We start from the raw sequence: 21814 nt of genomic DNA on the forward strand, positions 1-21814 counted from the left end.
CGGAAGGACACGACCATGTTGCAGCTCCAGGGCACGATCGACACGCCCGCCGCCACCGTCTACCCCGATGATCGGGACGACCTGCTGTTCTACGCCCTGCCCAAGGTGCCGCTGCTGCGCCGCGACGCCCAGGGCAAGGCGGTGTTCAAGTTCGTCCAGTACCGCTCGCTGCGCCCGCTGCCCAGCGGCAAGCAGGGCGCGGCCCTGGTGTTCATGGACGTGGAGCTGGCGTTGCCGCCGGAGGCCGAGGCGGCGCTGCGCAACCAGCTCGCCGAGCAGGTCAACACCAGGCGCGGCCCCTCCAACAAGGTCAAGCCGGAGCACATCAAGCTGGGCAAGCCCCCGGTCACCAAGGCGTCGGTGACCGTGGACATCCTCGCCGCGAGCGGTGATCTCGTGCAGCGGGTCAACCACGGTGGCGTGCCGTCGATGTACGGCAACAACGTGGTGGCGCTGTCGGCCGAGCTGACCCAGTTCGGCGCGCCGATCTTCGCCGCGGCGATGAAGAGCCAGGGCGCGGGCGGCGTCCGGGTGGAGTACCAGTTCCAGTTCAACGCGCGGATGCCCCCGGTCTCGGTCGTGGGCACCTGGTTCGCCAGCAAGTTCTACAGCTTCGTCCAGGAGGTCGACTTCGAGGAGAACTTCTGGAGCGAGGACGACTACAGCGAGAAGGTCAGCGAGTTCTTCGTCAACTCCGAGTCGCGGGTGATCAACGTGGACACCGGCGAGCTGTCGCCGAGCGACCCGGCGGTGGCGAAGATGCTGGAGGTGATGGAGAACTCCGTCGCCCACCAGCTCGACGAGGCGGTCAAGCGCAACCTGATCGAGCAGATCCCGCCGGAGAACCGGGACTTCTCCAAGATCCGCGACGAGGACTTCGAGAACATCCGCCGCTCGGTCACGGTGAACAAGATCTCCGACGTGCGCATCGCCTACAACCGCAAGCAGGCGCTGCCGGTGGACGTGCGGCCGCAGGCGAACATGCCCTCGCTGGTCGGCCAGGGCTACACGTGGGAGGACTACTCGATCCTCGCCGACGTCGACGACCCGTTCTTCCGCCAGTTCAACCTGGCCATCCAGGTCAACGCCGAGTTCAGCAGGCTGCCGATCTTCAGCGTGGACGTCGACATCGACTACCCGCCGCACACCGCCAAGCACGGCATCAAGACCTTCACCTTCCGCAAGGCCGACGACATCGGCAAGTTCGACTCGTTCATGGACGGCGGCGGCACCAAGTTCAAGTACCGCTACGTGGTGCACTACACCGGCGAGAGCCGCACGTTCGACTCCGGCTGGCGCGAGCACGACGGGGACGATCTCAAGATCGACATTGACGACCTCGGTCTCTGGTTGGTCGACGTCGAGGTCGGTGACATGAACTGGCAGCAGGTCTCCCGCGCGGTTCTCACGCTGGAGCACCCGGCGGTGGCCTCGGGAACCCCGCCGGTGCACCGGTTCCAGATCGACGACAAGACGACCACCTTGCAGGTCAAGGAACTCCTGATGGAGCCCGCCAAGCCCTACGGCGGCTCGGTCAAGTTCTTCATGAAGGACGGCCGCGAGTTCGTCCGGCAGCTCAGCGACCTCAAGGGTCAGCGCTTCTACGTGGACGACCCGTTCTCGGTGACCCGCGAGGTGCTGCTGCGCACCAGGGGCGACTTCGACCGGGTGATCGACACCATCTTCCTCGACCTCACCTACACCGACACCGCCAACGGCTACGAGCAGACCGCCTCCTACGCGCTGTCGAAGAACCTGCGGTTCGACCAGTGGCGCTTCCCGGCGATCGACCCGCGCGGCGGGAAGATCACCTACCGCACGGTGACCACCTTCAAGGACGGTCGCACGGAGGAGAGCGGCGAGGTCGAACTGACCGGCAAGACCCTCGTGCTCGGCGTGGACTCCGCCGCGATCGAGGTCACCGTGATGCCCGATCTCGTTCCGTGGCAACAGGTCAAGCTCGTCAAGGTCGACCTGCACTACGCCGACCCCGCCAACCAGATCGACGAGCGGGAGAGCAGGACCTTCCGCATGGGGGCGCTGGAGGGCAAGGTCACCTTCGCCATCCGCGACCGCGCGCTCAACACCTACGAGTGGACGGCGACCTACTTCATGGCCGACGGCACCAAGCGCGTCGCGAACTCCGCGGGCCGGGTCGCCGACGAAGCGCTCGTGCTCGAACTGCCGAACGCCTGACGGGCGAGGGGAATCCGCTGTGCTGACCGAGAAACCGCCGTACTACTTCATCGACGGCGTCTCCGTGCTGCCGGATCACGCCGATCCGCTCCAGTTCTACTACCAGCCGCTCGCACCGCAGTTCGTCACGCGGCGCGAGGGGGCGCTGGAGATCCCGCAGCTGCTGTTGCTGGAGTACCGCTCTGCCGGGCCCTCCGGCGGGTTCCTCGACTTCGACGTGCACCTGGGGATGTCGCAGGAGAAGCTGACCTCCTTGGAGAACAAGCTGATGTCGCTGGCCAACCTCGGCCAGCGGCCCCGGCTGTCCCCGGTGCCCGTCGTCGACGGATCGATCACGCTGACCCTGTTCGGGCGCACCAGTTCCGACCCGGGCGGCTTCGTCCGCGCGATCCGGCACTCGGCGAAACCCGCGCTGTACGGGGACAACCGCGCCGCGTTCTCGGTGTCCCTGGACGAACGCGGAGTCACGTTGCTGCGCAAGGCGATGCTCGGCGAGAGCACGCTGATCGGCATCGGCTACAGCCTGGACTACCTCGCGCTGCGCCCGGCCTACCACGTCAAGCTCCAGATCGACTGGGACCGCACGCAGGACATCCTGGACGAGACCTTCGGCCAGGAGGGGCTGTTCACCAGCCTCCAGATCCAGGACGTGGTGGAGAAGCTGGAGGAGCGGCGCGCCGTCGTCTTCGACACCGACACGTTCGTGCCCGAGGACGACACGAGCACCGTGCTGGAGCGCAGGGACGCGGCCGTGGCCCGGGTCCGCGACATGATCACCGACGCGTTCTTCACCAGCTCGCTCGACCCGCTGCGCGAGGCCCCGGACGGCTGGGACCGCGCCAGCGAGGTGATCAAGTCGTTCTCGCCGCAGCGCGCAACACCCGGCGGGGTGTTCTCCTACCGGAAGCTGCACTACACGCGCATCGACAAGAAGCGCCTGGACGTCACCATCTCCGAGCGGAGCACGATCAAGCGGACGATCTACCCGCAGGGCCACCTCGCCGGGCTCTTCCGGGTGCTCGGCGCGGGCGTGGACCCGGCGAAACTGATCGTCCAGGTGGACGCGGACTCGGACTTCTTCAAGCGCCGCAAGGTGAAGCTCGTCTCGCGCGCGGACTTCGGCCGCGATCCCGTCCGCTCCATGACGGTCGAGCTGACCTACGGCGCCAACCAGACCAGGTCGCTGCTGCTGGACTCCGCTCGGCCGGAGGCTTCCGTCGAGTGGCCGTCCACTTTGGACGGAGAGGCCATGGTGTGGCCGGTGAAGGCGCAGTACTCCGTCGACCTCGCCCCGGTGACGGCGGGACAGCGGCCGACGAGACTGCGCTCGCTGCCGGTGGAGATCCTGGGCGAGGAGCACGAGATCCAGCCGCGCGAGCTGTTCGCCGAGGAGGCCGTTCCGGTGCTCACGCTGCCGCGCTTCCCGTTCGACCGCTATCCGAGGGTCGACGTGCGGCTGCGCTACGCCGACCAGGCCAACAGGATCGGCCAGGACGAGACCGTGCGGCTGACCGCGGCCAAGCCCACCGCGGAGTGGAAGCGCTTCCTGGTCGGGCCTCCGGCGGGGCCGGTCGTCGCGTCGATCACCTACCACGGCGCGGACGGGCGGGTGCACCAAGGCTCGCCGGTGGAGATCACCTCCGGGCAGGTCGACGTGCCCGACCCGTTCCCGGACCGGCTCGTGGTGAAGGTGGTGCAGGCGTTGTCCAACCAGGTCGAGCGCGCGTTCGTCGACCTCGTCTACGACGACCAGGCGCACGGCCAGCGGGTCGAGTCGACGATCGAGGTGCTGCCCGGCCAGACACCGGAGTCCTTCGTGGTGGACCGTGCCGATCCGTCCTTCCGCCAGGTGCGCTACCGGATCACCGTGCTGCGCAAGGACTCCTCGCTTTTCGAAGGCCCGTGGTCGTCCACGTTGGGCAATCGGCTCTTCGTCCGCGAGGACCTGCGCGGGCACCGTGCCGTCGTGCTGCGCGCTCCCGCGGACTTCGACGCGAAGGGGCTCAAGTTCCTTCGCGTCGAAGCCCGCGCGCGCGACGAGCTGGCCGGACTGTCCTTTGAGGACCAGGTCGAGTTCACCGGGCCGACCGGCAACCACGTGTTCGAGTTCGACTTCGTGGACCCGATGAAGGACGCCTACGAGCTGCGGATCTTCCGGATGTACCGCGACGGCATGTCCTCGCAGCAGGAGTGGACGCGCTACGACGTGGACGCTCTCACGGTGGGGGCTCAGTCTTTCGGAGCACAGGCATGATGCAGCTCGGCACGCAGTTCGAGGTCGACGGAGTGCAGGTCTTCGCCGACCACGCGGACCCCGCGCAGTTCTGGTACCTCGCGACGCAGGTCCGGCTCGGTCGGGGTACCGACGGCGGCCCGGCGTTCAGCATGATCAAGTATCGGCCCGCCGTCGCCGAGGGCGGAGTGCGCGGTGGTGGCTTCCTCATGTTCCAGTCCGAGGTCGTGCTGCCCCCGGCGACGCGCTCGCGGATCATGGCGCGACTGGCCGCCAAGGTGCCCTCCGGCACGCCGAAGCTCGCGCCCGCGCAGGTGGACTCCGGTTCCGTGCGCTGCCTCGCGCTCAACCTTGAGGGCAGCGGCGGCACCACCGCCCCGCCCGGCGCCTTCGCCCCGGTGACCAGGGTTCTCGGTGCCACCAAGCCGTCCATGCTCGGCGCGCAGACCGCCGCGTTCTCCCTGGCGCTGGACCAGGAGGGCGCCACGATCCTGCAACAGGCGTTCGAGAAGGCCGCGACGCCGATCGGGGTGATCTACGACTTCGAGTACAGCGCGCTCACCCCGGAGATGCGCATCGAGATCACGGCGGACTTCGAAAGGATCTACACACATTTCTCGGCAGGTGTCGAGGCGCAGCTGTACTGGGTGCGCGCGGGCATCGAGGCGGGCTTCGAGAAGCTCGTCCAGGACGGCGCGATCTCGGTCAAGGTCACCGACTTCACCGGCGCGACGAACCAGGCGGAGCGGGAGAAGTGGGCGCTGGACTTCTTCAAGGACGTGTTGCTGAAGCAGTGGTTCGAGCCGTCGCTCGACCTCGGCCAGCTCAAGGGACCCGCGCAGCCCGAAGGGCTCGACGACATCCTGAAGCGCTTGAAGGAGCTGAAGAAGCCCGCCGCGCCCGCGATGATGGCTGCCGCCGAGCAGCCGAAGGCGACGCTGGTGATCACCTCGCCGGACCCGATGCCCGAGGGATACGGCCTGAGCCTGGGCACGGCCGACGGGAACAAGGAAACCCTTGTGGTGAAGGGGCCTCCGGGCGCGGTGGTCACGGTGGACGGGAAGCCGCAGACCGTGGACGGTGATGGCAAGGTCGTGGTCGACGTCGCCCCGGGCAGCACGCATCCGGTGACCGTGGACTGGCCCGCGTCCGCTCCGGTCGACGAGACGTTCAAGCTGTTCTTCACCTACGACCAGCCGAAGGAGCCGGGTTTCTCGCCCACGCCGGGCAATCCCGTCTACAACTCCTACCTGCTCGGCAACCCCACGCCGCCCGACCCGAGGTTCTCGCAGAGCACCGCGCCCGGCAAGGAGTCGCCCACCGGAGCGGACGCGCTGCGCGACTGGCTGGAAAACCGCCTCGCAGAGCCGAAAAAGGTCGCGATCACCGCACACGCGAGCTTTGAAGGCGATACCAGCCCGGCCAAGGCCGACTTCAACCTGAAGCTGTCCCGTCGGCGTTTGGCCGTGGTGAAGGGAATCATCGCCAACCGGGCGACTGTCACCAGCGGTGAGGGCTTGGGCTTCAGCCGCGCTCAGGCCGCTGGGCGCAACGGCGACCAGGACGACCGCGTCGCGGAGATCACCGGCAAGGTCGCGGGGGAGCACCCCGCCGTCGCGATCCGCGCGACCCTGGCCCGTGCCGCCGCGCAGACCGATCCGCCGCCCACTGATCCTCCGCCCACTGATCCGCCGCCGACCGATCCTCCGCCCACCACGCCGCCCGCCGACTCGGGGCCGCACGCGCTGGTGTCCTTCAAGCTGAAGTTCCTCCGGCAGGAGGAGCGCAAGACGCTGAAGTTCGTCTACGACCGCCGAATGGTGGTGAAGCGCGGCTACGCGCCGCAGGGCTTCATCGGGCTGCTGCTCGACGAGATCCCCGACAAGGGCAAGTACTTCGTGCTCGTCGACCTCGCCGATCCGTTCTTCGAGAAGCTGGCGGTGGACATCGCCACCCCGGCCGACTTCGCCGATCTCGGGCTGTTCTCCACCGACGTCGCGATCGGCTACGGCGACCGGCGCCAGGAGTTCCGGCTCACCGCCGCCGAGCACGGCCCGAGGCGGTTCGAGACGTTCCTCAACGCGAGCTACGACCTGGACTTCTCCGTTGGCGTGCAACACCACTTCGACGCGAACTCCGGGTGGATCGGCGAGCGGCTGAGCTACGACGTCCCGGCCAGGCGCAGCGTCGACCGCACGCTGAAGGTCGACCCCGCCGACGACCTCGGCTTCCTGCGCCTTGAGGTGTTCCCGAACCGCGTCGACGCCGGGATCGTCACCGCGATCGACGTCGAACTGTCCTATGACGACGGTGCGAACTTCAGGCAGACCAACACCTTCCGCGTTCTCCCCGACTCGGCGAAGCAGCTCTGGAAGCTCCGACTGTCCAAATCGGACAAACGAACGTGGTCGGCCTCGTTCACCCACCACCTCAAGAACGGTGGCACCCGCAGGACCGGTCCGATCACCGGGACCGCGCCCTACCTCCCGGTGGACGACCCCTTCACCGATTCGCTGGACATCGTGGCCGTCCCGCTGTTCCCGGCCGGCACCGTGCGACAGGCGTTCCTCGACGTCACCTACGAGGACCCGGGCAACGCCTACCGCCGCGTCGAGCGGATCGAGCTGGCCGGGGACGCCGTCGAACCGGTGCCGCTGCGCATCGCCCTGCTCGACGGATCGCGACGGGTCTTCCGGCACCGCATCACCATCATCGGCACCGACGGCTCCCTGACGCAGCGGGCCCCGGTCGACGGCGAGGAGACCCTGATCGGTGTTCGGTGAAGATCGGCTCTTCCACGACCTCTGGCCCGGCACCGCCGTCCCGGAACCGCTGCGCGCGGCCGTTGACCGGCTCGGCGGCACGGCCTGGCCGGAGGTCGTGGGGAGCTGGAGCAGGCTCACCCCCAACGGCTGCCCGGTCGAGCTCGTCGCCGGTGCCGGGCCCCGGTGGACCACCGAGGTCGCCGGGCCGGAGTTCCCCGACTCGGAACGGCTCTCGCTGGCCGCCGAGCTGGCGGGGCTGCCGTCCACCGCGCTGCTGGCGTGGTTGCACGACCAGCAGCGCGGTGTCCCGCTGCGCTTCGGCGCGTGGCTCGGCGGCCCGTCGCCCAAGGTCTACGCCGAACTGACCGGCCCGGCCCCGCCCGCCCCGTACTCGCTGCCGATCCCCGGTGCCATGCCGCGCATGCTCGCGCTCGACCCCGTTCGCGGTCGCACCGAGCTGTACCTGGCGCTGCCACCCGTGGACCCGGCCGAGCTGGGCGGAGTCCTCGGCCCCGCCGCGCGCTGCCTGGCTTCGCTGCCCGACGGGCTGGCCAGGCTGCGCGGGCGTCGGCTCGGGTTGAGCGCGTGCTGGACCGGCGACGACGATCCCGAGCTGGCCCTGTTCGCCAGCGCCCGCACGCTGTTCCCGGCAGCCCCTTCGCTGCTGCACCAGCTCGTGCCCGCGCTGGCGACGGTCACCACGCCCCACCGGCTCGGCCTCGTGACGTTCAGGCTCAACCCCGCCGGCCTCGCCGCCGTGGTCGGCCTCTCACCCGTTCAGTCCAGCTTCTTCTGAAGCTCCCGCATCCCCGCCAGCCAGCGGTCGGTGTCCGCGCCGCGGTGCGCGTAGTACTTGGCGACATCGCCGTGCGGCAGAATCAGGAAACCGCCGTCCACCAAGGCATCCGCCGTGATCCGCGCGACCTCCTCCGCTTCGAGCGCGTTCGGCTTCAGCAGCAGTTCGCCCATCCGCCCGGTGTTCTCGATCATGTCCGTGCGAACCCCTTGCGGGCACAGGCACTGCACCGTGACGCCGCGGTGCCCGTAGGTCGCCGACAACCACTCCGCGAAGCTGAACGCCGCGTGCTTGCTCACCGAGTACGGCGCCGCCCCCAACGACATCAGCATCCCCGCCGCCGACACCGTGCTCAGGAAGTGCCCGCGCCCCCGCTCCAACCACGGCTCCACCAGCAGCCGCGCCGCGCGCACGTGCGACATCACGTTGACCTGCCAGGCCCGCTCCCACTCGCCCTCCGACGCCTCCGCCCCGCCGATCGGCGCGATCCCCGCGTTCGCGCAGTACAGGTCGATCTCGCCCAGCACCTCGCGCGCCCGCCCGATGAGCCGCTCCACACCCTGCTCCGAGGCCGCGTCCCCCGGCACCGCCGTCCCGCCCACCTCCTCCGCCACCCGCCGCGCCGCGTCCCCGTCCAGGTCGTTCACCACGACTCGGGCCCCGCGCCCCGCCAGCTCCCGCACCAGCGCCGCACCGATCCCGTTCCCGCCGCCGGTGACGACCACCCCGGCCCCGTCGAGCTGCATCCGATTGCTCCTTCTGGTCCAACTTCTCTGCTGTGGCATGAAAGGCGGCTCGCCGAGTGTCCCCTACCTGGGCCGTGTCCTGTAAATGGTCGAGCTGTGCGTCCCGGTCACGGTGTCGCTGGGGTTGGGGTGTCTTCAAGACCGGCAAACCCTGCTGTTGATCATCGTTAACCGCCGTAAACCCTGCGGTCTTGCGGGGTTTGTCGTCGTTGGAGACGGCTGGAGTGGGGGTTGGGTGGTCTTGAAGACCGGCGAACCTGATGACTTGCAGGACAGGCCCTAGTCCTCTAGGAGGCTCAGCCGTTCGCGCGCGGCCTTGCTCTGCTCCGGCACACCGAAGTTCAGAACGCCGAGGAACGCGGCGCGAGCGCTTTCCACATCGTGATGGCGGAGGAACAGGAGCCCCATGTTGTTCAACGCCATCGCGGACACCTCGGGGTGACCGTCGTCGATGGCCTGCTGGAAAAGTCGCCAAGCGCCAACTGAATCACCCGATGCTTGTCGAGCAGGCTCGCCAGGTGGATCAGGGCCCACGGCGCGTGATCGAGGTGGCCGGAGTCGATCGCGCGCCTGTACGCGGCCTTGGCCGCGGTGGTGTTGCCTTCCGCGTCGAACGTGGAACCCAGCTGGTTGTGGGCCAACGGTGTGAAGACGGGGTGTTGCGTGTCAATGACGCATTGCAGTGTGGTTCGCGGTGCCGAGCAGCACGGCCGAGGACGTCGGCCGGTCGGGGAGGCGCACGGGAGCGCTACTCGGCGGCGCCGTCGGTCCGCTCGATGCCGCCCTCGGTCCGGTCGATGACCCGGTGGGCGAAGGACACCGCGCCGGTCGCGGGCAAGCCCTCGATCTTCAACGTGGTCTCCTCGCCCTCGGAGCTGCGGATGGTGACCTCGACGTTGGACCTGCGCTGCCGCAGCCAGGTGCGGACCGCCATGGTGAGCGTCGCCGTCCCGCTGGAGGTCACCATCAGCAGGATGGTGTCGGCCAGTGCGCCCATCTCGCCCTCGGCCGGGACCGCGGGGGCGAGCCTCGGTGTCTCCAGGTCGTCCTCGCGCAGCAGCCAGGCCAGCAACGACCGCAACTCAGCGGCCGCGTCGTCGCCCTTGACGGTGATCCGGACCTGCTTCACGGGGCACCCCTCGACAAGATCGTTGGCCGATACCGGGCACGCTACCTCGGCGGTGGCGCCCGTCAGGGGGGAACCCGGGTGATCGCCTGAGCTTGACGGGCGTCGCGCCGTGGGGAATCCTCTCGTCCCATCCCCGCTGTAAAGGTTTCCAGTCGACCGGCGCGGCGCGGGCTGTAAACGTTTCCAGAACGGCCAGGAGCGGAGTCAGGGTGGCGAGCGCGGACGGCGGACCTGCGACGATCGAGACGATCGCGCGGCGGGCGGGCGTGTCCATCGCCTCGGTGTCCCGGGTGCTCAACGGGCTCGGCGGGCGACCGGACACGGTGCGCAAGGTCCAGGCCGCCGCCACCGAGCTCGGGTACGTGCCCAACGCGATGGCGCGCTCGCTGCGCGGGGGCCGTTCCGGGCAGATCGCCTTCGCCATGGAGGACATCGGCAACCCGGTCTACGTGGCGATGGTGCGCCGCATCCAGGCGGTGGCGAAGGAAGCCGGGTACCGCCTGCTGTTGCACTCCACCGGAGCCGACCGCGAGGAGGAGCTGCGCGCGCTGCGCAGCCTGGCCGACCGGCACACCGAGGGCCTGATCATCTCGCCGATCCGGATCACCCGGGACCACCTCGACGAGCTGAGCCGGGCCGTCGCGCCGGTGGTGGTGATCGGATCGCTGCCGGAGGGCGTGCGGCTGGACAACGTGCGCGTGGACTCCCGGGTCGGGGCCGCGATGGCGGTGGCGCACCTGGTCGGCATCGGGCGCAGGCGGATCGGTTTCCTCAACGGCCCCTTGGACACCGTGCCGGGCCAGGCGCGGTACAAGGGCTACCTGGACGGCCTCGCGACAGCCGGGCTCGGCGGCGAGGAGCTGGTGGAGTCCGGGCAGTTCCAGACGGACTCCGGTGCCGAAGCGGCGAAGCGGCTGCTGGCGCGCGTTCCTGACCTGGACGGCCTGTTCTGCGCCAACGACCTGATCGCGGTCGGGGCGCTGCGGGCACTGCGGGAGGCGGGTCGCCGCGTCCCGGACGACGTGGCGGTGGTCGGCATGGACGACACCGAACTGGCACGCGTCACCTGGCCGACCCTGACCAGCGTGGGGCTGGGGTCGGCGCGGCGCGGGGAGCTCGCGGCAGAGCTGCTCGTCGACCGGCTCGGGGAGGGCCGGGACCGCGAACCGAGGTGGGTGTCGGTGACACCCGAACTTGTCGCGCGAGAGTCCACCCGTTCCTAGGAAGGCATCCCCGCAGATGACCGTGCTGGCTGTGCGCAAGAAAGGCCCGCTGGGGCTGGAGCGCGACGCCTGGTTCCTGGTGCTCCCCGTCCTGATCCCGATCCTGTTGCTCAGCGTCGGCCCGTTGGTCTACGGCCTGCTGCTGGGTTTCACCAACGCGAGTTTCGGCCGCGAGTCGGTCACCGCGGTCACCGGCGTGGACAACTACGCCGACCTGGCGCGGGATGCGCTGTTCTGGGCCTCCTTCAAGATCGGCCTCATCTGGGCGGTCGTGGTGACGGCGTTGCAGTTCGTGCTGTCGCTCGGGCTGGCGTTGCTGCTCAACCAGAACCTGCGCCTGCGGTGGTTGGCGCGCACGCTCGCGCTGGTGCCGTGGGCGATGCCGGAGGTCGTCGTCGGCATCATGTGGCGGCTGGTCTACCACTCCGACGCGGGCGTGCTGAACCACACGCTGCGCGACGTGGGCCTGCTAGAGGACAACGTGGACTGGCTGGCGACCTTCGGCATGGCGCTGCCCGCGGTGATCGTGGTCGGTGTGTGGGCGGGGATGCCGCAGACCACCGTGACCCTGTTGGCGGGCCTGCAGAACGTGCCGAAGACGCTGCACGAGGCCGCCGCGATCGACGGAGCCGGGCCGCTGCGCCGGTTCTGGGTGGTGACCTGGCCGTCGCTGCGCCCGGTGGTCACGGCGATCACGGCACTGAATTTCATCTGGAACTTCAACTCCTTCGGCCTGGTGTACGTGCTGACGCAGGGCGGCCCCGGCGGCGAGACGCGGCTGCCGATGCTCTTCGCCTACGAGGAAGCCTTCAAGTACGGCCAGTTCGGCTACGCCGCCGCGATGGGCTCGGTGATGGTCGCGGTGATCGCGATCTTCCTCGCGGTGTACCTGCGCTCGCGGCTCAAGGAGGTCGACCAGTGAAGCGGACGGCCCAGTACCTCGCTCTGATCTGCTATCTCGTCTTCCTCGGGTTCCCCTTGGTGTGGTTGGTTTCCACGGCCTTCAAGGGGCCGCGCGAGCTCGCTTCGATCGACCCGACGTGGATTCCCCGCGAGGCCACAACGGCGAACTTCACCACGGCGTTCACCGAGCAGCCGTTGGTGCAGGCCGGGATGAACAGCCTCACGGTCGCGGTGTCCTCGTCGCTGATCACGATGGTGCTCGCGGTGCCCGCCGCCTACGTGCTGGCGCGCTACCGCTCCACGCTGACCAGGCTCACCACGGGCTGGATCCTGGTCAGCCAGATGTTCCCGTTCGTGCTCGTGATCATCCCGTTGTTCCTGCTGCTCAAGAGCTTCTACCTGGTGGACTCGCAGGCCGGGCTGATCATGGTCTACGTGGTGTGGAACCTGCCCTTCACGCTCTGGATGCTCCAGGGGTACGTCCGCGCGATCCCGCCGGAGCTGGAGGAAGCCGCCTCCGTCGACGGTGCTTCGAAGGGGAGGGCGTTGTGGCACATCGTCTTCCCGTTGCTCATGCCCGGTCTCGTCGCGACGGTGATGTTCTCCTTCATCAGCGCGTGGAACGAGTTCTTCTTCGCGCTCGTGCTGCTGAAGACGCCGGAGAAGCAGACGCTTCCCGTGCTGCTGACCCGATTCCTGGGTGCGGAAGGTGTCGCCGACCTCGGGCCGCTCGCCGCCGCAGCGCTGCTGACCACGATCCCCAGCCTGCTGTTCTTCATGTTCATCCAGCGCCGGTTGACCGCCGGCATGCTCACAGGGGCGGTGAAGGGATGACGCGCCTGGTGCTCCTGCTGGTGCTCGCGCTCGTCGGGTGCTCGACCGCGCCGAAGTCCGACGTGGTGAAGCTGCGGTTCCTCAGCCTGGCCTGGCAGAAGGACTCCGTCGCGGTGAACAAGCAGATCGTCGCGGAGTGGAACCGCACGCACCCCAAGGTCCAGGTGGAGTACGTCCCGGGCAGCTGGGACAGCATCCATGACCAGCTGCTCACCTCCTTCGCCGGTGGTGAGGCGGCCGACGTCATCCACAACTCCTCAGACGACCTCTCCGAGTTCGCCCACGGCGGGTACCTCGCGGACCTGACCACGTTGCTGCCGCCCGGGTTGAAGGCCGACATCCCCGAAGCCACCTGGGAGACAACGCGGTTCAAGCAGGGCGTGTACGGGGTGCCGTTCCTCCAGGAGCCCAAGGTGATCCTGGCCAACCGCGCGCTGCTCACCCAGGCGGGCGTGCGCGTCCCGACCCCGGACAAGCCGTGGAGCTGGGACGAGTTCGCCGAGATCACCAAGAAGCTGACCAAGGACACCAGCGGCGACGGCAAGACCGACCAGTACGGTTTCGCGTGGCCGATGAAGCAGCCCGTCAGCACGATGCTCAACCTCGCGCTGAACTTCGACGGGAAGTTCTTCTACCCGCATGACGGCAAGCTGCTCGCAACCGTCGGACCGGCCGAACGCGAAGTGCTGCAACGGGTTCACGCGCAGCTGCACACCGACGGATCTGCGGCGCCAGGCGCGCTCGGCATGAGCGGATCGGACTCGTTGCCCGGCTTCTTCGCGGGCAAGTACGCGATGGTCTTCCTCGGACTGTCCTACCGGCAGCAGATGCGCCAGCAGGCGCCGAAGGGCTTCGACTGGGTGACCCTGCCGCCGCTCAGCGGGACCGGGCCGGAGCAGGGCGTCAGCCCGCAGACGCTGTCGATCTCCGAGGACAGCCCGCACAAGCGCGAGGCCATGGAGTTCATCGACTACCTCGTCAACCCGGCCAACACCGCGCGGCTTGCGCTGGGCGACTGGATGTTGCCGACCAGCACCAAGGCGATGGCCGCACCGGAGCTGAACGTGGAGCAGTTCGGCTGGAACGTCGGCGTCGCGGCGGGCGCGTCGCTGCGGACATCGCCGTCGCAGCGCGTGCGCGGCTACGCGGAGTGGAAGGACAAGATCGCCACTCCGGCTTTCCAGCAGTACTTCCGCAACCAGATCAGCATCGACGAGCTGAGCCGCAAACTGACCGAGGACGGTAACCGAGTGCTGGCCAGGTACCAACGATGACGGCAGAGAGGGCGAGGGGCGCGCTGCTTGGGCTCGCTGTCGGTGACGCGCTCGGCGCACCGGCGGAGAACCTCTCGCGCGCGGAGATCGCCAGGCGCTGGGGTCGCGTGGAGGGCTTCATCTCCGACGATCCGGTCGGCACCGACGACACCGAGTACGCGGTGTTCTCCGCGCTGCTGCTCATCAAGCACGGCGCCGCGCTGACGCCTTCGGACGTGGAGAAGGCGTGGCGGGAGTCCATTGTGGACCAACCGCTCAAGGGTGCGGGGTTCAGCGAGCGCGGCACGGTGGAGAACCTCCAGCACGGGCTCTCCGCGCCGCTCAGCGCCCAGCACCGGCACAGCTGGAGCGACGGCCTTGCCATGCGCGCAACGCCTTTCGGAGTGTTCGCGGCGGGAGACCCCAGCGAGGCGGCGCGCTTGGTCGCGGTGGACGGCTCGATCAGCCACGACGGCGAGGGCGTTCTGGGCGGTCAGGCCGTCGCGGGTGCAGTGGCCGCCGCGATGGGCGGGGCTTCGCTGAAGGAGGCGATCTCCGCTGGCCTCGCGGTGATCCCCGAGGACTCCTGGACCTCGCGAGCGATCCGCAGAGCCGTTGCGGCGCAAACGGAAGAGGCGATTCTGGACGCGGTCGTCGTGCGCGACTACCCGTGGACGGACCTCGCTCCTGAGGCCGTCGCGCTGGCCTTCGGAGCACTCGTGCTGGCGGACGGCGATGTCCGCGCCTCGATCCTGACCGCCGTGAACATGGGCCGCGACGCGGACACCACGGCGGCCATCGCGGGTGCTGTCGCTGGCGCGCTCAACGGAGAAGCCGCCGTTCCTCGGGAGTGGTCCGAACAGATCGGTCCGGTGCGCGGAGCCTGCATCAGCGCTGTCACCGGGCACCACATCGCCACCGTGGCAACCGAGCTGCACGCCGCGCCCCGCCGTCGTGCGGCCCCGGCTCAGCCCGTGCGCGAGGTGGCGTCGCTTCCCGTTCGCCACGCGCGAGGGAGGACGCAGGGCGGCAGCGTGGTCGGCGCGCTGATGGGCCTCGCGGTCGGCGATGCGCTCGGCTGGCCCGCCGCGAAGCACCGCGCGGGGCTTCTGCCAGCGTGGACCCGGCGCCTGGCAAGGGAACTGGACACCTTCGCCGAGGAGCACGGGGTGAGCAGCCTGCCTGTGCCGATGGCGTTGAACCAGCCGACCGACGCGCTCCGGCTCGGCCCCTCCGACGACGCCGAGTGGGCCGTTTTCGCCGCGCTGGCGGGAATGGGCGGAGCCGGCGGAGTGCGCGAGGCGTGGATCGAGGTGGCGGAGTTCAAGCGGCCCTTGTCGGCGCGGATCTCCGTCCGCGCGGGGCTGGCGAACCTGGCCGCCGGGCTGCGTCCGCCCGCGAGCGGCCACGACAACCCGCACTTCTTCGACGACGCGGCCTGTGCTCGCGCCGTTGGGCTGGCGACGTTGTGGCCGGGCGATCCGGCTGCCGCCGCCGAGCTGGCCGAGGTCGACGCGCGGCACACGCAGGACGGCGATGGCGTTCTCGGAGCGCGGGCGATGGCTGTGGCGATCTCTTCCGCGCTCGGCGGAGCGACACCGGCCGAGGCTGTGGACGCGGCGCTGCTTGAGCTCCCGGACGGGACGGAGATCGGCCGCAACGCACGCCGAGCTGTCCACTATGGACGGCACAGCGACACGTTCAGCCTGATCCCGTTGCTGGAGAACGGTGTCGTCGACCACGTGTACAGCTACGGAACCGCCGCGGCGGAGACCGTGCCGGTCGCGCTGGCGTTGGTGCTGGCGTCCGGGGCTCGGTTTGGCGAGGCGGTCTCGGCCGCCGCGTGCCTGTCCAGGCTGGCCGACTCCGCGCCCGCGCTGACCGGAGCCCTGGCTGGGGCCCTGTCCGGATCACTGTCCGGCGACGTGCCGATGACGTGGCGGGCGAGCTGCCGCGAGCTGCGCGGCACGAGCCTGCCGTGGCTGGCCGGAACGGATCTGATCGACCTCGCGGGCCGAATCTCCGCCCGCGGCAACTGAAGGAGGAGAAGGAGCAGTGTCGAAACCCCTGGAGGACCGCGCCAAGGGCTGCCTGGTCGGGGCCGCCGTCGGTGACGCGCTCGGCGGGCCCGCCGAGGGCTGGACGCCGGAGGACCTGGTCGAGCGCTACGGCGGTCGCATCCAGGGGATCGTGCCGCCCTTCTACGAGAACTGGCGCGACGCGCGGCCGATCGCGCCGTACCACAAGGGCGACGGCAACGTCACCGACGACACCCTGATGACCCACGCGCTGGTCCGGGTCTACACCAAGGTGCGTGACCACATCGACGCGTACTCCATCGCCGAGCACCTCGTGCCCGAGCTGATCGGGACCAAGGTGTGGATTCCCGAGCTGGAGGCCGAAGCGCTTCCGCTGCAACGCATCTTCCTCGCCGAGAAGTGGATCGTTGCGCGTCTGCACTACGGGCACGTCGATCCGCGCGAAGCCGGGGTGGGCAACATCGTCAACTGCGGCGCCGCGATGTACATGGCGCCGGTGGGCGTGGTCAACGCGGGCAACCCGGACGCCGCCTACGCCGAGGCGATCGAGGTCGCCGGGCCGCACCAGTCCAGCTACGGCAGGGAAGCCGCCGCGGTCTTCGCCGCCGGTGTCGCCTCAGCGTTCCGTCCACAGTCCACAGTGGACACCGTCGTCGCGGATTGCTTGCGACTGGCCAAGGACGGCACGCGCGCTGCCATCGAGTCGGTGTGCGAGGTCGCGTCCAAGCACGACGACTGGGAAGCCGCGATCCCCGCGCTGCGCGATGCCGTCGAGCCCTTCGACACGGTCGGGCCGGAGTACCGCAAGCCCGGCCTCGGCGCGCGCAGGCCCAGCAGGCTGCACTCCATCGAAGAGCTGCCCATCGCGCTCGGCATGCTCGTGGTGGCGCGCGGCGACACGCGGGGCACGATCCTGGGCGGGGTCAACTACGGCCGAGACTGCGACTCGATCGCGAGCATGGGCGGCGCGATCTCCGGTGCGCTCAACGGGATCGACGACGTGCCCGCTGACTGGCGCGAGCGTGTCGCCGAGGCCAGCAAGCTCGACCTGGAAGCTCCCGCCGTCGCGCTGGCGGAGGTCGCCCGCGAGATCTTCGACCGAGACGTGCGCCGTCGCCGCGAGCACGAGGACGCCTTCCGCGTGCTGCTCGCCGGGCGGGCGTGATGCGCCTGTCCTGGGTGCAGCCCGAGGACCTGGTGGGTCACGAGCTGCGGCAGGCCGAGGAGGACGGCCGCGACGCGAAGGCCGTCGCGCGGCGGTGGCTCGCCGCTGGAGGAGAGCTGAGCCCGGCCCTCGCCGGGGCTTCGACGGAGCGTGCTTCCGCCGAGCTCCGGGAGTTGGCGGGGGAGCTGCTCGACGAACTGGCGCTGCTGCCCGGCGTGGCCGACCCGACGGGTTTCGCCGAGATCAAGTCGCAGTGTCCACAGTGGATGGACGACTGCGGCTCTTCCGCTCCTTCGCTGGACGCGGTGCACGGAGCCTGGCTCGGTCGTGCGGTCGGTTGCCTGCTCGGCAAGCCGGTGGAGAAGATCCCCCGCATCGGGATCGAGGAGATCGCCCGCGCCACCGGCAACTGGCCGATCCAGCGCTACTTCACCGAGATCGGGCTCTCCGAGGCGATCGCCGCGCGGTGGCCGTGGAACCGCCGCAGCAGGCCGACGAGCCTCATCGAGAACATCGACGGCATGCCCGAGGACGACGACCTCAACTACCCGCTGCTCGCGCTGATGCTGGTGGAGCGCAGCGGTTTCGCCTTCACCACCGAGGACGTCGCCGATCTGTGGCTCGCCGAGCTCCCCGCCGGGCGGACGTTCACCGCTGAGCGCATCGCCTACCGGAACCTGTTGCTCGGCCACTCGCCTCCGGAGACGGCGAGCTACCGCAATCCGTTCCGCGAGTGGATCGGCGCGCAGATCCGGGCCGATCTGTTCGGGTGGATCAACCCCGGCAGGCCGGGTGCGGCGGCTGAGATGGCGTGGCGCGACGCGGTGCTCAGTCACACCGCGAACGGCGTGTACGGCGCGATGTTCGTCGCCGCGGCTGTTTCCGCCGCTGCCGTGCTGGAGGAGCCCGTGGAATGGCTGGAGGCAGGGCTCTCCGTGGTGCCTCCGCAGTCCCGCCTTGCCGTCGCGGTGCGGCATGCAATCGTTGCCGCCCAAGAAGAATCGAACTGGAGCCGCGTTCTCGACCGACTCTACGACCACAACGGGCACCTGCACTGGGTGCACGCGGTCAACAACTCCGCGCTCGTGGCGGCGGCGGTCGTGCACGGCGGCGGTGATTTCGAGGCGTCGATCTGCCGTGTTGTCGCCGGTGGCTGGGACACCGATTCCAACGGCGCGACAGTCGGTTCGCTGCTCGGCGTGCGGCTCGGCGCGGCGGCGCTGCCGGAGAGCTGGACGGCTCCGCTGAAGAACCGGCTCGCGACGAGCGTCGGCGGGATGGACGGCATCGCCTTCGACGAACTCGCTGCCCGGACTGTCGCTGTCGCTGGGAAGGGGAAGCGATGATTGTCATTCTTGGCAGTGCGAGCATGGATCTGACGACCTACGTCGCGGTCGCGCCCGCGCTCGGCGAGACCGTGATGGGGCGCGAGTTCCGCACGGTTCCCGGTGGCAAGGGCGCGAACCAGGCCATCGCAGCCGCGCGGGCGGGCGGTCGCGTCGCGATGATCGGCGCGGTCGGTGACGATTCGTTCGGTGAGCCGGTGCGGCAAACGCTCGCGGAGTCCGGAGTGGACGTCGCCGGAGTGCGCACCGTGCCTGGGCCGACCGGTACCGCGCACATCGTGGTTGACGACAACGGCGGCAACTCCATCGTGGTGGTGCCGTCGGCCAACGCGGCGATCACCGGCACCGAGGACGGCGACGCAGAGCTGATCGCCGCCGCCGACTTCCTGCTGTTGCAGCTCGAAGCGCCTCTGTCCGCCGCTGTCGCGGGCGCCGAGGTCGCCAGGGCCAACGGCACGACGGTCGTGCTCACCCCGGCTCCGGCACAGGAACTTCCTGAGGCACTTCTGTCCAATGTGGACATCATCGTGCCGAATGAGCACGAGGCTCGCGCACTGTCCGGAGTGGACGATCTGGACAAGACGATCGAGTGGTTGCTGGAGCGGGTTCCCGTTGCCGTTGTGACTCTCGGCGAGCGGGGCAGCCTCTACGCGGCGCGCGGCGAAGAACGGGTTCGGGTGCCCGCCTTCTCGGTGACCGCCGTCGACACCACGGCCGCCGGTGACACGTTCGTCGGCGCGCTCGCGGTGGCGCTGGTCGAGCAGAAGCCGGTCGTCGAGGCGTTGACCTGGGCCAGCGCGGCGGCTGCCCTAGCGGTTCAGCGGCCCGGTGCGTCCAGCTCGATGCCCGAACGAGCCGAGATCGAAGCGCTGGTGGAGGGAGGACGGCGATGAGCGGACCGCTCGACGGACTGCGGGTCCTGGACATGTCCACCCTGTTCGCGGGGCCGCTCGCGGCGACCCTGCTCGGTGACTTCGGCGCCGAGGTGATCAAGGTGGAGCACCCGCGCAGGCCCGATCCCGCCCGGGGCCACGGCCCGGCCAAGGACGGCGTCGGCCTGTGGTGGAAGCTGCTGGGGCGCAACAAGAAGACCACCACCATCGATCTGTCCTCTCCGGACGGTCAGGAGCTGGTGCTCAAGCTGGTCGAGACCTGCGACGTGGTGATCGAGAACTTCCGCCCCGGTACGCTGGAGCGCTGGAACCTCGGCTACGACCGGCTTTCCGAGGTCAACCCCGGCCTGGTGCTGGCGCGTGTCACCGGCTTCGGCCAGTTCGGCCCGTCCGCGCGCCGCGCCGGATTCGGCACGCTGGCCGAGGCGATGAGCGGGTTCGCCGCGATCACCGGCGAGCCGGACGGCCCGCCGACGCTGCCGCCGTTCGGGCTCGCCGACTCGATCAGCGCGTTGACCACGGCGTACGCGGTGATGGCCGCGCTGAACGGGCGCGCGAGCACCGGCAAGGGCCAGGTGGTCGACCTCGCGATCATCGAGCCGATCCTGACCGTGCTCGGACCGCAGCCCATCTGGTACGACCAGCTCGGCTACGTGCAGCCGCGCACCGGCAACCGGTCGATGAACACCGCGCCCCGCAACACTTATCGGACCTCCGACGACAAGTGGGTCGCTGTGTCCACGTCCGCGCAGAGCATCGCCGAGCGCGTCATGCGGCTCGTCGGCCGGGAGGACCTGATCGAGCAGCCGTGGTTCGCCTCCGGAGTTCAGCGCGCCGCGCACGCGGACGTCCTCGACGAAGCCGTCGGCGGGTGGATCGCCAAGCACACGCGCGATGAGGTGATGGAGGAGTTCGAGCGCGCTGAGGCCGCCGTCGCGCCGATCTACGACGTGCGCGACGTGCTGGAGGACCCGCAGTACGAGGCGCTCGGCACGTTGCAGCGCGTGCCCGACCCCGAGCTGGGCTCGGTGCTCATGCAGAACGTCCTCTTCCGGCTCTCCGAGACGCCCGGCGAGATCCGTTGGGCTGGCCGGCCGCACGGCGCGGACACCGACGAAGTGCTCGGCGGGCTTGGACTTTCCCCGTCGGAGATCGCTTCTCTTCGGGAACGAGGTGTCGTGTGATCACGTGGCTCTACGTCCCCGCCGACCGCCCGGAGCGCGTGGTGAAGGCGTTCGCGTCCGGCGCCGACGTGGTGATCGTCGACCTTGAGGACGCGGTCGCTCCGGATCGCAAGTCCTACGCCCGCGACGCCGCGAAGGACCTGTTGTCCTCGCCGACCCCCGTTCCGGTTCACGTCCGGATCAACGCATTGGACGGCCCGCTCGCCCCTGCTGACCTTTCCGCGCTCGCCGGATTGCCCGGGGTTCACGGGTTGCGGTTGCCCAAGGTGGTTGATCCGCTCGTGGTGCAACGGGTTTCCGCGCAGGCGCCCGGCTTGGCGTTGGTGCCGTTGCTGGAGTCCGCGCTCGGCGTGGAGCGTGCTTTCGAGATCGCCTCCGCCGGTGTCGCCGGAATCGCGTTGGGGGAGGCCGACCTCTCCGCCGACCTCGGAGTGTCCACTGAGGACGGACTGACGTGGGCGCGGAGCCGCGTCGTCCTCGCCGCGCGGGCCGCCGGGCTCGCTCCTCCCGCGCAGTCGGTCTACCCCAACGTCCGCGACCTCGAAGGGCTGCGCCGCTCGTGCGAACGCGGCCGCGCACTGGGCTTCCTCGGCCGCGCCGCGATCCACCCCGCGCAGCTGGAGACGATCGCCCACGCCTACCGCCCGACGGAAGCCGAGCTGGCCCGCGCCCGCGAGATCGTCGAAGCCGCCGCCACCGACGCCGGCGCGCTCGCCCTGCCCGACGGCCGCTTCGTCGACGCCGCCCTGGTCGAAGGCGCCCGCCGCACCCTCTCCCAAGCCGAAACCCACCCCCCACGCTGACGTACCCAATGTGACATTTGTTTCGCCAGACGTAACCAATGCCGCATTGGTTACGCCCCCACCCACCCCCGCGCCTCCACGCCCCACCCCCTCCAAGCCCCGAACGACCCCTTCAGGTACTTGAGCGCACCAAACGACCCGTTCAGCGCTCCCAGTGCACCAAACGACCCGTTCAGCGCGCTCAACGCACCAAACGAGGCGTTCGCGTGGGCGGGGGCACTGCGGCTTAAGCGCTGAATGACTCATTGAGGTACTTGAGCGTCCCGAATGACTCATTCAGGTACCTCAACTCCCCGAAGGAGTCAT

17 protein-coding genes are annotated in these 21814 nt (G+C 69.5%); 14 read left to right on the forward strand and 3 right to left on the reverse strand.

Translation table 11 applies throughout. From position 1 onward, the window contains the following. The first annotated feature begins 15 nt into the window (after positions 1-15). Genes ABD798_RS36090 through ABD798_RS36105 form a run of 4 tightly spaced genes read left to right on the forward strand, consistent with a single transcriptional unit; the run spans position 16 to position 7990 of the window. Positions 16-2196, forward strand: a complete 2181-nt coding sequence (locus ABD798_RS36090) for a hypothetical protein (protein WP_344885800.1) — start codon at positions 16-18, stop codon at positions 2194-2196. Positions 2197-2215: 19 nt separating this feature from the next. After that, entirely contained in the window at positions 2216-4450 is a 2235-nt protein-coding gene (locus tag ABD798_RS36095; RefSeq protein WP_344885803.1) for a hypothetical protein, read from the forward strand. Then, on the forward strand, positions 4447-7212 hold the full coding sequence (locus ABD798_RS36100) for a hypothetical protein (RefSeq protein ID WP_344885806.1): 2766 nt from the start codon (positions 4447-4449) through the stop codon (positions 7210-7212). Before ABD798_RS36095 ends, ABD798_RS36100 begins: the two co-directional genes overlap by 4 nt. Beyond that, positions 7202-7990 (forward strand): hypothetical protein, encoded by a 789-nt coding sequence (locus tag ABD798_RS36105; protein ID WP_344885809.1) that lies wholly within the window; start codon positions 7202-7204, stop codon positions 7988-7990. Before ABD798_RS36100 ends, ABD798_RS36105 begins: the two co-directional genes overlap by 11 nt. Here ABD798_RS36105 and ABD798_RS36110 read toward each other — a convergent pair. The 3 genes from ABD798_RS36110 to ABD798_RS36120 all read right to left on the reverse strand — a co-directional run bounded on the left by ABD798_RS36110 (position 7972) and on the right by ABD798_RS36120 (position 9865). Beyond that, on the reverse strand, positions 7972-8736 hold the full coding sequence (locus tag ABD798_RS36110) for an SDR family oxidoreductase (RefSeq protein WP_344885812.1): 765 nt from the start codon (positions 8734-8736) through the stop codon (positions 7972-7974). The two genes, ABD798_RS36105 and ABD798_RS36110, sit on opposite strands and share 19 nt — an antisense overlap. A 279-nt stretch (positions 8737-9015) precedes the next feature. Then, entirely contained in the window at positions 9016-9159 is a 144-nt protein-coding gene (locus tag ABD798_RS36115) for a hypothetical protein (protein WP_344885815.1), read from the reverse strand. 325 nt (positions 9160-9484) lie between these two features. Continuing rightward, positions 9485-9865 carry an effector-associated constant component EACC1 gene (locus ABD798_RS36120; RefSeq protein WP_344885818.1) on the reverse strand — a complete coding sequence of 127 codons (381 nt, stop codon included), beginning with the start codon at positions 9863-9865 and terminating at the stop codon, positions 9485-9487. 209 nt (positions 9866-10074) lie between these two features. On the opposite strand from ABD798_RS36120, the gene ABD798_RS36125 reads away from it, so the two are divergent. Genes ABD798_RS36125 through ABD798_RS36170 form a run of 10 tightly spaced genes read left to right on the forward strand, consistent with a single transcriptional unit; the run spans position 10075 to position 21508 of the window. Then, positions 10075-11088, forward strand: a complete 1014-nt coding sequence (locus ABD798_RS36125; protein ID WP_344885821.1) for a LacI family DNA-binding transcriptional regulator — start codon at positions 10075-10077, stop codon at positions 11086-11088. Between the two features lie 16 nt (positions 11089-11104). Next, the gene (locus ABD798_RS36130; protein WP_344885824.1) at positions 11105-12010 is read left to right on the forward strand and encodes a carbohydrate ABC transporter permease; all 906 of its coding nucleotides are present in this window, start codon (positions 11105-11107) and stop codon (positions 12008-12010) included. After that, positions 12007-12825, forward strand: a complete 819-nt coding sequence (locus tag ABD798_RS36135; protein ID WP_344885827.1) for a carbohydrate ABC transporter permease — start codon at positions 12007-12009, stop codon at positions 12823-12825. The genes ABD798_RS36130 and ABD798_RS36135 overlap by 4 nt, the downstream gene beginning before the upstream one ends. Then, positions 12822-14099, forward strand: a complete 1278-nt coding sequence (locus ABD798_RS36140; protein ID WP_344885830.1) for an ABC transporter substrate-binding protein — start codon at positions 12822-12824, stop codon at positions 14097-14099. The genes ABD798_RS36135 and ABD798_RS36140 overlap by 4 nt, the downstream gene beginning before the upstream one ends. Beyond that, the gene (locus tag ABD798_RS36145; protein ID WP_344885833.1) at positions 14096-16117 is read left to right on the forward strand and encodes an ADP-ribosylglycohydrolase family protein; all 2022 of its coding nucleotides are present in this window, start codon (positions 14096-14098) and stop codon (positions 16115-16117) included. The genes ABD798_RS36140 and ABD798_RS36145 overlap by 4 nt, the downstream gene beginning before the upstream one ends. Before the next feature lie 16 nt (positions 16118-16133). Further along, positions 16134-17282, forward strand: a complete 1149-nt coding sequence (locus tag ABD798_RS36150; RefSeq protein ID WP_344885836.1) for an ADP-ribosylglycohydrolase family protein — start codon at positions 16134-16136, stop codon at positions 17280-17282. Beyond that, complete coding sequence (locus ABD798_RS36155) at positions 17282-18628, forward strand: ADP-ribosylglycohydrolase family protein (protein WP_344885839.1); 1347 nt, start codon at positions 17282-17284, stop codon at positions 18626-18628. The genes ABD798_RS36150 and ABD798_RS36155 overlap by 1 nt, the downstream gene beginning before the upstream one ends. Then, positions 18625-19521: a ribokinase gene (gene rbsK / locus ABD798_RS36160; protein ID WP_344885842.1), complete on the forward strand. Its 897-nt coding sequence runs from the start codon at positions 18625-18627 to the stop codon at positions 19519-19521. The genes ABD798_RS36155 and rbsK overlap by 4 nt, the downstream gene beginning before the upstream one ends. Then, positions 19518-20705, forward strand: a complete 1188-nt coding sequence (locus tag ABD798_RS36165; protein ID WP_344885845.1) for a CaiB/BaiF CoA transferase family protein — start codon at positions 19518-19520, stop codon at positions 20703-20705. Before rbsK ends, ABD798_RS36165 begins: the two co-directional genes overlap by 4 nt. Continuing rightward, positions 20702-21508 (forward strand): HpcH/HpaI aldolase/citrate lyase family protein, encoded by an 807-nt coding sequence (locus ABD798_RS36170; RefSeq protein WP_344885848.1) that lies wholly within the window; start codon positions 20702-20704, stop codon positions 21506-21508. Before ABD798_RS36165 ends, ABD798_RS36170 begins: the two co-directional genes overlap by 4 nt. Positions 21509-21814: the final 306 nt, after the last annotated feature.

Source organism: Allokutzneria multivorans, from assembly GCF_039537405.1.
Taxonomy (GTDB): domain Bacteria; phylum Actinomycetota; class Actinomycetes; order Mycobacteriales; family Pseudonocardiaceae; genus Allokutzneria; species Allokutzneria multivorans.

Excerpts from the sequence above, each read along its gene's own strand:
- ABD798_RS36165 (WP_344885845.1), top strand. The coding sequence starts at position 19,518 with ATGAGCGGACCGCTCGACGGACTGCGGGTCCTGGACATGTCCACCCTG.
- ABD798_RS36140 (WP_344885830.1), top strand. The coding sequence starts at position 12,822 with ATGACGCGCCTGGTGCTCCTGCTGGTGCTCGCGCTCGTCGGGTGCTCG.
- ABD798_RS36100 (WP_344885806.1), top strand. The coding sequence starts at position 4,447 with ATGATGCAGCTCGGCACGCAGTTCGAGGTCGACGGAGTGCAGGTCTTC.
- ABD798_RS36155 (WP_344885839.1), top strand. The coding sequence starts at position 17,282 with ATGCGCCTGTCCTGGGTGCAGCCCGAGGACCTGGTGGGTCACGAGCTG.
- ABD798_RS36130 (WP_344885824.1), top strand. The coding sequence starts at position 11,105 with ATGACCGTGCTGGCTGTGCGCAAGAAAGGCCCGCTGGGGCTGGAGCGC.
- ABD798_RS36090 (WP_344885800.1), top strand. The coding sequence starts at position 16 with ATGTTGCAGCTCCAGGGCACGATCGACACGCCCGCCGCCACCGTCTAC.
- rbsK (WP_344885842.1), top strand. The coding sequence starts at position 18,625 with ATGATTGTCATTCTTGGCAGTGCGAGCATGGATCTGACGACCTACGTC.
- ABD798_RS36145 (WP_344885833.1), top strand. The coding sequence starts at position 14,096 with ATGACGGCAGAGAGGGCGAGGGGCGCGCTGCTTGGGCTCGCTGTCGGT.
- ABD798_RS36115 (WP_344885815.1), bottom strand. The coding sequence starts at position 9,159 with ATGGCGTTGAACAACATGGGGCTCCTGTTCCTCCGCCATCACGATGTG.
- ABD798_RS36110 (WP_344885812.1), bottom strand. The coding sequence starts at position 8,736 with ATGCAGCTCGACGGGGCCGGGGTGGTCGTCACCGGCGGCGGGAACGGG.